This window comes from Parazoarcus communis (genome assembly GCF_003111645.1).
Lineage (GTDB): Bacteria > Pseudomonadota > Gammaproteobacteria > Burkholderiales > Rhodocyclaceae > Parazoarcus > Parazoarcus communis_A.
On the sequence record NZ_CP022187.1, the window covers coordinates 315,203 to 327,640 of the forward strand.

Annotated in this window: 9 protein-coding genes; 2 read left to right on the forward strand and 7 right to left on the reverse strand. The window is 65.4% G+C overall.

The window, feature by feature from the left end; genetic code table 11:
* Positions 1-31: 31 nt before the first annotated feature.
* The gene (locus tag CEW83_RS01555; RefSeq protein ID WP_108947775.1) at positions 32-802 is read right to left on the reverse strand and encodes a fused MFS/spermidine synthase; all 771 of its coding nucleotides are present in this window, start codon (positions 800-802) and stop codon (positions 32-34) included.
* A complete protein-coding gene (gene mutS, locus CEW83_RS01560; RefSeq protein WP_420094112.1) occupies positions 799-3,333 on the reverse strand; it encodes a DNA mismatch repair protein MutS in 2,535 nt (844 codons plus the stop codon). Before mutS ends, CEW83_RS01555 begins: the two co-directional genes overlap by 4 nt.
* Before the next feature lie 301 nt (positions 3,334-3,634).
* Between mutS and tssA the strand changes: the two genes are divergently transcribed.
* Positions 3,635-4,732, forward strand: a complete 1,098-nt coding sequence (gene tssA / locus CEW83_RS01565; RefSeq protein ID WP_108947777.1) for a type VI secretion system protein TssA — start codon at positions 3,635-3,637, stop codon at positions 4,730-4,732.
* Here the strand turns inward: tssA and CEW83_RS01570 are convergent, their stop codons facing one another.
* The 4 genes from CEW83_RS01570 to CEW83_RS01585 are packed head-to-tail and all read right to left on the reverse strand — an operon-like array spanning position 4,733 to position 11,139.
* Positions 4,733-5,512 (reverse strand): OmpA family protein, encoded by a 780-nt coding sequence (locus CEW83_RS01570; RefSeq protein ID WP_108947778.1) that lies wholly within the window; start codon positions 5,510-5,512, stop codon positions 4,733-4,735.
* Positions 5,509-6,495, reverse strand: a complete 987-nt coding sequence (gene tagF / locus CEW83_RS01575) for a type VI secretion system-associated protein TagF (protein WP_108947779.1) — start codon at positions 6,493-6,495, stop codon at positions 5,509-5,511. Before tagF ends, CEW83_RS01570 begins: the two co-directional genes overlap by 4 nt.
* On the reverse strand, positions 6,492-10,262 hold the full coding sequence (gene tssM / locus CEW83_RS01580; RefSeq protein ID WP_108947780.1) for a type VI secretion system membrane subunit TssM: 3,771 nt from the start codon (positions 10,260-10,262) through the stop codon (positions 6,492-6,494). Before tssM ends, tagF begins: the two co-directional genes overlap by 4 nt.
* Before the next feature lie 4 nt (positions 10,263-10,266).
* The gene (locus tag CEW83_RS01585) at positions 10,267-11,139 is read right to left on the reverse strand and encodes a M15 family metallopeptidase (protein WP_108947781.1); all 873 of its coding nucleotides are present in this window, start codon (positions 11,137-11,139) and stop codon (positions 10,267-10,269) included.
* A gap of 129 nt (positions 11,140-11,268) precedes the next feature.
* Here CEW83_RS01585 and CEW83_RS01590 point away from each other — a divergent pair, with 129 nt between their 5' ends.
* Entirely contained in the window at positions 11,269-11,955 is a 687-nt protein-coding gene (locus CEW83_RS01590) for a hypothetical protein (protein WP_108947782.1), read from the forward strand.
* Positions 11,956-12,034: 79 nt separating this feature from the next.
* Here the strand turns inward: CEW83_RS01590 and CEW83_RS01595 are convergent, their stop codons facing one another.
* Positions 12,035-12,415 carry a rhodanese-like domain-containing protein gene (locus CEW83_RS01595; protein ID WP_108947783.1) on the reverse strand — a complete coding sequence of 127 codons (381 nt, stop codon included), beginning with the start codon at positions 12,413-12,415 and terminating at the stop codon, positions 12,035-12,037.
* Between the last annotated feature and the right edge of the window lie 23 nt (positions 12,416-12,438).

Below are 12,438 nucleotides of genomic sequence, written 5' to 3' on the forward strand. Positions count from 1 at the left end.
GGGGTGGACAATACCGCGAGCGGCTGCGTTCTTAAAGAACGAGTGTGCCGCCCGGCAGGCTGCCGGCTTGCTCAAGGCGCGTGACAGTGGGCAGCAGATCGAGACCTGTCGCTGCTTTCAGCAGACTGGCGCGTTCTCGCAACTCTGCGATCGGGCGGCGCAGACTGTCGCCAGCGGCGCCAAAAGCGACCACATTCCCGCTGTCGCAGGACGGGAAGGCAATGGCGCGATCGTCGAAAGCCGTCAGGATGCGCTCGAGGCTGGCCTTGTAGCCACGGGAGCGGCCGAAAAGGTTCACCGACATCAGGCCCTGGTCCGTCAGTCGAGCCCGCACCGCCTGGTAGAAGGGCAGGGTGTCGAGCACGCCGGCACGGGCGTTGCGGTCAAAGCCGTCAACCAGGATGTAATCGTAACGGGTGTTCTTTTCCAGCACATACTGGGCGCCGTCACCAATGTGGATCGAGAAGCGCGCATCTTCCTGCGGCAGGCGGAAGAACTGACGGGCTGCGGCCACCACTGACGGGGCGATCTCGACCACCTGAATCCGGCTCTGCGGTAGATGATGATGGATGAAACGGGTCAGCGAGGCCGCGCCCAGTCCGATGAGCAGCACTCGTCGCGGCCACTCGCCCGCATCCTCGCTCAGGCCGTCGCGCAGCAGCAGGCCCGCCATCATCTCGCGGGTATAGGCAAGTTCGAGCGCATTGGGCTTGCGGATACGCATGGCGCCCTGCACCCACTCCGAGCCGAAATGAAGATAGCGGACGCCGGCTTCTTCGGAAATGTCGATCGGCGTGCTCATGTACTCATCCGTTTCAGTGCATACAGTTGTTCGAGGGCCTCGCGCGGGCTGAGACTGTCCGGGTCGACGTCGGCCAGCGCGGTGAGCACCGGGTGCGACAGCGGGGCCGTCTCGGGTTCGGGAAGGGTGGCAAAGAGGTCGGCCTGGGGGCCGTTGCCGATCTCGCGATTCTCCAGTGCGCGCAGGCGGCGCTTGGCGTCGCGGATGACCGTGGCGGGAATGCCGGCCAGCGCGGCGACCTCGATTCCGTAACTCTGGCTTGCCGGGCCTTCTTCCAGTGCATGGAGGAAGACGATGCGATGGCCGTGCTCGACCGCGTCCAGGTGCACGTTGGCGCACTCAGGGTATTCGGCGTTGAGTCGCGTGAGCTCGAAGTAGTGGGTGGCGAACAGCGTGAGGCTGCGGTTCTTCTCCAGCAGGTGACGGGCGATGGAGAAGGCCAGCGCGAGACCGTCGAAGGTGGAGGTGCCACGGCCGATCTCGTCCATCAGCACCAGGCTGTGTTCGGTGGCGCCGTGCAGGATGGCCGAGGCTTCGGTCATCTCGACCATGAAGGTGGAGCGGCCCGAGGCGAGATCGTCCGAGGCGCCGATGCGGGTGAAGATCGCATCGAGCGGCCCGAGGGTGGCGCTTTGGGCCGGGACGAAGCTGCCGACGTGCGCGAGCAGGCAGATCAGCGCGACCTGACGCATGAAGGTGGACTTACCACCCATGTTGGGGCCGGTGATCATCAGCATGCGCCGGGTGGGTGCGAGCCGGGCGTCGTTCTGGATGAAGTCCTCGACCTGGCGCTCGACCACCGGGTGGCGTCCGCCTGCAATCGCAATGCCGGGTTGCTCGGAGAACACCGGGGCGACATAGCCGTAGCGCAGCGCGGCATCGGCAAAGGCGGCGAGCCCGTCGAGCGTGGCCAGCGCGCGGGCGATGGCCTGCAGCGGCGGGATGTGCTGGGCGAGGACGTCGAGGATCTGTTCGTAGAGCAGCTTCTCGCGCGCAAGTGCGCGCTCCTGCGCAGACAAGGCCTTGTCCTCGAAGGTCTTGAGCTCGGGGGTGATGTAGCGCTCGGCGTTCTTCAGCGTCTGGCGGCGGCGATAGTCTTCCGGCACCTTGTCTGCGTGCAGGCGGCTGACTTCGATGTAGAAGCCATGCACACGGTTGAATTCAACCTTGAGGCTGGCAATGCCACTGCGTTCGCGTTCGCGCACCTCGAGCGCCATCAGGAACTCGCCGCAGTTGGTCTGGATGTTGCGTAATTCGTCGAGTTCCGCATCGAAGCCGGTCGCGATCACGCCGCCGTCGCGCACCATGGCTGCCGGTTCGTCGGTGATCGCGCGGGCAAGGAGGTCGAGTGCGTCAGGCGAGATCGCCAGCCCGCCGGCGATGCCCGCCAGCAGTTCGCTGCGGGTCGAGGCCAGCGCTTCAGCAAGCTCGGGCAAGCGCACCAGGCTCTCGCGCAGGGCCGACAGATCGCGCGGCCGTGCGCTGCGCAGGGCGATGCGGGCGGTGATGCGATCCACGTCGGCCACGCCGCGCAAGGCGCCGCGCACGGCGGATGCGATCTGGCCATCACCCTCGCCGACGAGTTCGGCAACCGCATGGTGGCGGGCCGCGGGCAGCCTGCGGTCGCGCAGCGGATGATGCAGCGCGTGCCGCATCCAGCGCGAGCCCATGCTGGTGACGCAGGTGTCGAGCAGCGACAGCAGGGTGGGCGCGCTTTCGCCGCGCAGGGTTTCGGTGAGCTCCAGATTGCGCCGGGTCGCGGCGTCGAGGCGGAGGTATTCCGACTCGCGCTCCACGGTGAGGCCGGTGATGTGGGTCAGGCTCTGGCGTTGGGTGGTCTTGGCGTAGTCGTAGAGTGCGGCCGCAGCGCCGAGCGCCACCGGCAGTTCGTCCACGCCGAAGCCGGCGAGGTCGCGGGTGGCGAAATGGCCGGTGAGCAGTCGCACGCCGGTTTCGGCATCGAACTGCCAGTCGGCGAGGCGGCGCAGCGCGGGGGACAGGCTCTCGATCAGGGGCAGGGCGAGGCCGTCGGGAATCAACACTTCGGCCGGACGCAGGCGCTCAAACTGGGCCTGCAGCGATTCGGCCGGACACTCCATCAGGCGCAGATCGCCATTGGCGAGGTTGAGCCAGGCCAGACCAAGCACGCCACGATGCATGTTGGCCGACAGCAGCAGCGCGTCGCGGCGATCGTCGAGCAGCGCCGCGTCGGTGAGCGTGCCGGGCGTGACGATGCGGCTGACGGCGCGCTCCATCGGGCCCTTGGTGGCGCCGGGCTCGCCAACCTGCTCGGCGATCACCACGGATTCACCGAGCTTGACCAGGCGCGTCAGGTATTGCTCGACTGCATGGAAGGGCACGCCGGCCATCTTGATCGGCTTGCCGGCGGACTGGCCGCGGGTGGTCAGCGTGATGTCGAGCAGGCGCGCGGCCTTCTCGGCATCGTCGAAAAAGAGCTCGTAGAAGTCGCCCATGCGGTAGAAGAGCAGCGTGTCCGGGTGCTGCGTCTTGATGCGCAGATATTGGACCATCATCGGCGTGTGGCCGGGGAAGTCGTCTGCAGTGGGCGCGGTGTCTTGCCGGGTTTTCAAGGTCTGTATTCTTCCGTTGTGGTCCGGTCGGACGTCGAGTGCGACAAACCCGGCAGTTTACCGCATCACCGACCAAGTCCCGGCATTCGTCCCGGAAATCGGATGCCGGCGTGTGTGATGCAGGCTGCGACCCGTCATTGCCCCGGTCGCCAGTGTCGCCTGTCTGAGGCACTGCGGGCGTGACCGGCGCAGTCGGGCTGACGTGGATATAATCCGGATGTCATTATCTGAAGGCCGGAAAATGGAGCTCGAAATTCTTCTTCGTCCGCTGGCGGGGCAATCGCGCTGCGGCCAGGACATGATGTTCTCGCCCGAATTTGACAGTGTTCAGGAGGCGCGTCGTTTCGATGACCCGTCCTTGAACCAGGGCGAGTGGGTGACGGCGCGCAAGGAGGCCGACTGGCCTGCGGTCGTGTCCTCGTGCACGCAATTGCTCGCTGTGCGCACCAAGGATCTCAGGGTTGCTGTGTGGCTGGTGGAGGGGCTTGCGAAAACCCGGGGCGTCGCCGGACTTGCCGATGGCTACAGCCTTCTTGCGCAGTTGTGCGAAGTGTACTGGTCCGACATCCATCCGCTGCCGGATGAGGGGGACCAGGCCTTGCGTGTGGGGAGTCTGGCCTGGTTGCTCGCTCAGTCGGTGCGGATGGTCGCAGAACTGCCGCTGACGGCGTCCGGGCCTGAGGCCTGTACGGGGATCGATCTCGAACGTGTCCGTGCAGTGAGCCGTGAGATTGAGCGCACTCCCGCTCAGGCCGAGGCGATCCTGCGCGATGCGCCGCTGACCCCTGCCGCATTCGATGCCGCACGAAGCGAAACGCCCGCAGCGTTCTATCGCAGCAGCCGAGATCATGCAGTGCGTGCGCTGGACGGGCTCGATGCACTGCAGCGGGTGATCGACGGCCACCTGGGCGCGGAGGGGCCGAGCTTCGAGCCCGCCCGGGAGGCGCTGCAGACGCTGATCGCCACCCTGCGCCGGTTTGCACTGGAAGCGGGTGATGGGGAAGCGGCTGAAACCGGGCAGGCGGAAGCTGGCGGCAACGGGGCTGCGGAGGGGGGGGCGCCGCTGACACCACTGACGCCTGCCTCGTCTGTGGCCGGCGGATCGCCCATCCGCAACCGGACGCAGGCGCTCGCTCAACTGCGCGAGGTGGCGTCCTTCTTCCGTCATACCGAGCCCCATAGTCCGGTGGCCTATCTCGCGGACAAGGCCGCGCACTGGGGCGAGATGTCCCTGCTGGAATGGTTGCGGGCGGTTGTCAGTGACGACGGGACCCTGTGTCGGGTCGAGGAACTGCTCGGGGTGAGAGAGGGTGGCGCGACGACCGACGGCAGAGGCTGATCAGCGGCCGATCCTGAACTCGATGCGCCGGTTCCGCGCCCGCCCCTCCGGGCTTGCATTGTCCGCAACCGGCCGGTCCGGGCCTGCGCCCAGCGCGGCGATGCAATCCGCTGCAACACCCTTCATCACAAGGTAATCGCGCACGGCGTTGGCACGCTCCAGACTCAGGCCGATGTTGGCAAGCCGATTGCCTGCACTGTCGGTATGCCCGACCACCTGAACGAGCGGCGTATCGAGGCTCACGATGCTGGCCGCCATCTCGTCGAGCAGCAGACGGCCTTGGGCCGTCAGTACAGCCGATCCGCTCTCGAACTCGACGACACGGTCGGCAAGGGTCCGATCGAGCACGGCCTGAGCGTTGGCGCCCACCTCCAGTGCGTTATTGACGACATAGGCCGGGGTAAGCGAGGCTGCCGTGGTGCTGACGACCTGTTGTCGCAGGGCTTCGTTGGCGACCTTGCCACGCAGCGTGACGCGTGTGCCGACGACCTGCAGTTCTCCCTGGTGAACATGTTTGAGATCCGGGCCCAGCAAGCGCTGGACGTGAGTGCTCCAGTTGGGTGGGGGCGTGACCCCGCCCACCTGCAAGCGATCGACGACCCGCTCCGTACCGTAGAGGGTGCGCGCACTTGCCACAATGGCGGCACGCGAGGATTCATCGGGGACGGTGCCGCTGAGTATCACCGGTGCGGGCAGTGCTGACTGTGCGAGGCAGGAGAGCGGGTAGGAGAGCGCGAGCGCGAAGCCGATGCCGGCGAGCCGTCTGGTGATCGTGTTCATGATCCGGTAAAGACCTCCTTGAACGTGATCAGCGCGGATTCAAGCGTGATCGCGGGTTGCGCAAGATAGGTGGAGAGCCGGGCGACCCCGCGATCCACCGCGAGGTCGGGATGCCGTTCTATCCATTCGGGGTCGTCGAGGACAATCATGTGTTCCTCGAGACTCAGAGGTGAGAGCAGGCTCAGCAGTGGCCGTGGCGACGCACCGGTAAAGCCGATCAGCATCCGCTCCTGGCCATTGATTCGACCCAGCAGCAGTTGCAGTTCGCACGGCGTGTCGCTCAGCACCAAGGTGACGAGGAACAGCCATAGCGCAGCGACGCGGTTGCGCTCGCAAACATTGGCGGGCAATGGGAGGCAAAGCCCTTTTTCGACCTTGAGGGTGTTGCGACCGAGCAGGGGCCGCATCAGCAGGCCGATGGCAAGAATCTGGCGCCGCACGGATTGTGGCGATGCGTGGGCGCCGAGGCTTGCGGTGAGCTGGCCGAGGGTGGTGCTGCGCACATAGGTGTCGAGCGGCCGGCGCTTGAGTGCGTGCTCGATGCTGGCGGCGCAATCGAGGGAGGCGAGTTCTCCAAGCGCATCGATGGGCGTGGCAGCGTTGCATGCCTGACCAACGACGCGGCGCAGGATGCCCCATAGCGCGGTGAAGCCGACCGGGCCGCAGCGAAAGGGGAGCGGGTCGTTGCGTTCGACTGCTGCCGCAGCAATGAACGGGAAGCGCCGTCCGGCTGCGTCGCGGCTCGGCTTGAGGTGCCCGACGACGGACAGTCGGCTGTGAGCCCCGACAAAGGCAAAGTCCAGCGCCGGGGCGCTGTCGAACAGCAGCTTCCAGCGCGGGTTCTCCGCAAAAGCTTCCATGCAGGCGGAGGTCCAGCGGTCGAGCAGCCCGATCAACTGCATCTGGTTGCCACCTCTGAGAAAATCGCCGCGCGCGGGCAGTTTGCCGAAATAGCTGACGCCGCAGGCCGGTTCGACGCTCATTTCAGGACCACCCGTGCAACGGCGGCGCGGTCTGTGGAGGGAGACTCAGGCGCTGCCACCGGATCGAGGCCGGCAACACGTTGCGGCAAGTGTTCGCCCAGCCCTTCCCGCGGCGTCGCGCCATTACCGGCCTGTGCCTGAGCACTGCTGATGATGCGCAAACCAACGCTGAGCTGCAGTTCGTCTGCGCCCCATGACAGCGTGAACGAGCCGTCGGGCTTGCGAATCCGTTGTGCGGAGTTGATCAGCTTTTCGAGACCGAAGCGGCCGGCAAAGGCTGCGACTTCGACCGTGCTGCCGTCGAAACGCGTGAGCACGATGCGCGCGCCCGGGTTGGCGTCGGGGTTGGGCCAGATGAAGGTCGCCCACTGCGCAGCGCCGTTGCGGTACTGCAGGCGCTGCCCGTCGATCTCGATCAGGTATCCGGTCGTGCCGGACACGGGGTGCGGCATCAGCATGAAGGTGGTTTGCGGGGCGTTGTTGGTGGAAGAGGCTGCAGCACCTTCAAGCGCGCCGACCCAGCGCGGAAAGCCTGCGACCAGGTCGGGCTGCAGGCGAATGCCGAGATCCCCCCATGTGCGTGGTGCAATCGTGTTGCCCCTGCGCACCACGAGCGCAGCCATCGCGCCGTCGAAGTAGTGCGCAATCGCCCCCTCGGGGCCGAATATCTGCGCAATCTCCGCCGGTGTGGCCTCGATATCGGCTTCAGCGGAGAACGGGTACTTGAGCGCGAGGCGGCGGGTGAATGGCTCATGGACCTGCGCCAGCCAGATGCGGTTGAGCTCGTCTTCCGCAGGCCTGGCACTGGCGTCAAAGGTCTGCAGCAGCGGGCGGATCAGCAACGGCCGAAGCACCGCGCGCTGGGCATCTTCCATGCCTGCGAGCATCTGCTCATCCACGAAGCGCAGCGTGGCGGCGAGTTCCGAGTCTCCGTCATCGAGGGTGTCGCGAATGAGTTTGATCGAACCCGGTCCGGGGTCGCCCTGATTGGCGATCTGGTTCAGCCTCGAGCGAAGCTGTGACAGTTGCAGCAGATAGCGCTCAAGCAGGCTTCCGCCGTCATCGCGCGGGGCCTGCAGCCTGTCGACGCCGGCAAACGCCTCTCCGAGCTCACCTCGCGATAGCGGCATGCCCGCAGGCGGGGCCAGCGCATCGATCGCGTCGCTGGCGACGGGTGTGCGCAGAATCGTGCGTCTGAACCACTCGCCGAGCCCGCGGGCTGCCTGCGTCTGACCCTGACCCTGACCCGCTCCGGCAGCGGGTGGGTTGTCCCATGCGGTCTGAGCGTGGACTGTGCGCATCAGCTGTCCGATTGGCGAGCGCTGGGGATCGCCAAGGCGGTCCATTGCCGCAACGGCCATGGGAAAGCTGTCGAAACTGCTGATGCTGACGCCTTGCAGCAATTGCGCCCACGCCGCCGCATACTCCTGCTTGTACATCGTGGTGAGGGTGTTGCGGATCTGTGCGGGGCTGCCCTGGAGGGTAAGGTCGTCATGGCGGGCGCTCTGCAATACCCAGTCCGTGCTTTGCAACTCGCCTGTCGCTGCATCGTCAATGGCCTGTCTGACGTATGCCTTCCACGCATCATGCGTGAATGCACCCGACACGACGTGGCTGCCGGTGAGCAGACTGTCTTTGCCCGCCCCGGTCAGGCCGGCGATGCTGACCGCCGGAAAGCGAGTCGACGCGCGCGTCCTGATGTCCGCATAGATGCGTTCGGTCGCTGGCAGCCCGCGGACGACCTTGCGCAGTCGTTCGCGCACCTGATCAGCCAGCGCCAGATTGTTTTCGATCAGCGGCCATTCGGGTTTGCCGGTGTGGGCGAGATGAAACGAAAGGATCTTCCCCGCCCTGCGGATCATCTCTTCACGCCCCATTGTCCCGCGGTTTGCCTCCAGCCATTCGCGCCAGATCCGGGTCAGATGGTCCGAGAGATGACCTGCGTCGAGGTGCGCCCGGTCTGCGAGCATGAGATAGGTCTTCAGTGCCTTGTAGGCGTCTTCGACGCTGGACGGACTTGCGCTCACATATGGACCTCCGCCGCGGGGCGCGGGACTTGCTGCGGGATCGTGCGCGACCTGTCCCGGCTCGCCCTGGAAGGTGCTGACCTCGGTGAGGAAGGCTTCAAGCTGCTCGCGCACCGGTGTCAGCAGGATGCTGCGAATGCCGGCGTGATACTCGTCGAAAAGTTTGGCCTTCAGTGCCTCGCCCTGATAGAGACCCAGCCCAAGTGAAAGCGGGCGGTCGTGGTCGAAGTCCTCAAGCTGGGCGATGCGGTCCTGGATGAGCTCGAGCGCGGCCAGGCGGGATTGCAGGCCGGTATTGTCAGCCTGCATGGCTGCGGCGCTTTCGAGATCGGCGGTGACACCAGCGACCAGACTGCGGTTGTTCGAGTACGACCAGCTCCAGCCGCCAAACATCACGCCGAGCGCTGCGATGGCCCCGATGATCGCGACCTGACGCATCCGGGCTTGCCGCGTTACCGAATACTGGCGTACGAGCTGTCTGTCGGCGAAGATCACCTGCGAGAACAGGTCGCGGAGAAAGAATCCGTTGCGCGATCCGACGCGTTCGGGCAGCGGGCCTTCGCCCTTGAGTGAAAAGCGTGTTTCGATCTTGCGATCGGAAAGGCTCTGCGCCTCGCCGTTTTGCAGGGCGGAGGTGAAATAGAAACCGCGGAATACCGGCTCGAACTGATAGGGGTTGTCCTCGAACAGTGTCGCGATGAACACCCTCAGTGCAGGCTTCACCGCGGCAAATTCCAGCGGGAAGGCGAGCATGCCCGGTGGCATGCGCTCACCCTGGGCGCGCGCCATCTGGGCCACGCCGAGTTCGCGAAGCCCTTCGTGAAGGATGTCGAAGTGGCGGTCGAAGAGGTCGATGGCGCTGTCGCGCCCCGTCCTGTTGCAGGGCAGGGTGGCGCCCCACACCCTGTCGCGTTCGTTCCAGTCCAGATCCTGAAAGAAGTCGTTGAAGCCTGCGATCAGGTCCGCCTTGGAGAACATGACGTAGGCCGGCGCAAAAACCTGCAGACGCTCGGTAAGCTCCTGTACCCGCTGCCTCAGGCTGCGGGCAAGGGAAATGGCGAACTCGGGCGGGTTCGAGCTGAGTTCGGCAATGCTTGCGGTGATGATGATGCCGTTGATCGGCGCAAGCGGGCGATGCTTCCTGAGCTGCGAAAGGAAGTACAGCCATTCCTGCCTGTCGTCCTCGTAGACCGAGTAGCGCCCTGCGGTGTCGAGCAGGATGCCCTCTGTGGTGAAGAACCAGTCGCAGTTGCGGGTGCCGCCGATGCCCTTGACCACGCTGCCGGTACCGTCCTCGAACGGAAACTGAAGCCCGGAGTTGATGATGGCCGAGCTCTTTCCGGCAGCGGGATTCCCGATCGTGACGTACCACGGAAGCTCATACAGCGCCGAGCGACCCGACGCGCGACCCAGTTTCGAGCGCTTGATGGTGGTCACGGCCTCCTGCATGCGCTGGCGCAGGGTTTCCTGCTCGAGCCGGGCCGCTGCAGTCGTACCGGCCTGCCTCTCGACCGGCTGATCGAGCATCTCGTGCAAGGCGTCAGCGTGCTGGCGTGCCTTTCGCCTGTGCAGGAACGTGGCCAGAACCCAGGCTGAGACGAGCAAGATGCCCGCTGCAATCGCCCAGGATGCAGGAATTCCGAACATGTTGGTGGCGAAGACGAGGAAAGCGGCCAGGGCGACAAACCCGAGCAGGGTGAGAAATCGTGCGTCTGTGAGGGGGGCGCGCAATCGGGACATGGATTCAGCTTTGGTCGTCCGTGGGGAGGTGAAGGGTGTTGCCGGCGGTGCGCGGCCTGCGGTCGTGCGCGGACGGATGGCGTAATTCGACATGGCCGAAGTCCTGCAGGGTCCAGCGCCCGCCCCAGGTGAGTCCGAGTTCCTCCGCGATGCGACCCAAGCGTTCGTAGGCCTGCATTGCCCATGGGTCACGCTCGGATATCACGAGGCGGCCTTCGCGCAGAAATGCGCAGTCGGCAGCCAGTCCGTACTGGTGGTAGCTCTGGTGTGCCGATGCCCGGGTGACACTGTCGCCGAGGGCTGCCAGCTGATTCTGTCGGGCGGGGCTCCGGTAGCCTTCGATCAGCACCGTTTCGTAGCCATGCCGGTCGCGCATGAGCGTGAATGCGGCGAGCAGGCGCTGGCGAAACTCGGTGTCGAGGCGCATCCAGTCGCGGTTCGCGTCCGGGGTGGCCGGCCGCAGGTGCTCGACCTCGCGGGTCGCGAAGATGTCGGGCGGCAATGGCGGGGGTGGAGAGAGTTGCTCACCTTCGAGAAGCGCTGCAATTCGGCTTCCGGATGTCGGGCCTCCGACCTGTTCAGGGTGCGGAAACGGCGCAATGAAGTGCGGGATGAGGAGGGCGGGGGCACTCATCAGCACGAGTGCTGCGAGCGTGAAAGTCATGCGGCGTCGGATCAGCCTGCCCGCTGCGAGGAATCCTTCGGTGGCGAATCGCCATGCGTCCCGGGCCTTCGCGCACCCGATCTGCCATGGTCCGCTCATTCCTCGCATCAGTGGCGGCACCCAGCCGAACAGCGCGCGTCGAAGCGAGGCGAATCCAAGCAGGCTGACTGCAGCGGCAATGCTCAGGAAACAGGCGGACAGGACCAGGGTCATTGCGTGTTTGGCGGCTGGTTGCGCCAGAACGACTGGCGCGAGGGCTAGGGAAAAAATCTTCTGCTGCGATGGGTGGAACCGGATTTTAAGACATTAGAATGTGCAAATGGCATACTCGGGTGCAAAAAAATGACAAAGAAATGGATCGGGGGTGGCGAATCCGGCCCGGCACTGGTCGCGAGCGGCACGAGGGCATCGAGCGCCGCCCCTTTCAGCATTCTCGACGGCCTGTCGCCGCCTCCCCGGGTGTCCGCTTGCGAGGCGCGCTGGCGTGTGTTGCCGGGCGCCGCACGGGGCCTGTTGGCGCTCGTACTTCTGGCGCTCGCCTTCTGGCTGGGGATGATCTACGTGGTGAGCGGGGATGAGGGGACGCGACTACCCGATGAGGGCGCAGCCGCTGCGGATCGCGTGGTGAGCGCTGTGGCGGGGGATGATTGCCGGACTACAGTGCCCGCAGGCGCTGCGCGAATCGCGGGTGCGACGGCCGCATGCGCCCCGGCGGCGACCTGCGATCCGCAAAGCCCTGTCGTCGATGGCGGTGTGGCCACGATCCGCGCCTTGCCAGTAACGCCAGCAGTCGACGACACGCGGCTGCCGGGGGCTTCCGCGGTCAGCGGATTGAAGGCCGCTGCAGCGACAGAAAACGGATCAGCGGCGAAACGGGCGCGGCAGGGCGCCGAACAGAAGCGGAGTGCAGGGAAAAAGGCGGAAAAAAAGACGGACAAAAAGGCAGTGGCCGGTGCCCGAGCAAGCCGGCGCGATCACGATGTCGACATCATTGTCGCGATCGTTGAGGCGACAAGGCCGGCGCGGTGAATGCAAGTTCCGGCGCTACGGCCTTGTCCCGAATGCACCAGATGCGCGGCTGCGCATCTGGTGTGGCAACCCGTCCGTCTTACTCGAAGCTCGGCAGTTCCGGCTTTGCGACAGGCTTTCCTGCCGCCGCCCAGGCATCGAATCCGCCTGCGATCGATTTCACGTCAAGATAGCCCATGTCCGCAAGCGCACACGCAGCGAGCGCGGCGCGGCCGCTGGTCTTGCAGTAAACGACAATTCTGAGGTCGCGGGACGCGAGCTCGGGCATGTTGCTGAGCTTGAATTCGAGCATGCCGCGAGAGATGTGAACCGCGCCCGGGATGTGGCCGGATGCGTATTCCTCAGTCTCACGGACGTCGATCAGAATGTCCGCGTCCCGAATCGCCTGATCGGCCTTCTCAAGCGGGGTTTCCTGAACTCTGGCCTTGGCTGCGGTGACGAGGTCGTGCGCGGTTTTCATGGTGATTTATTCCGGTATTTGGG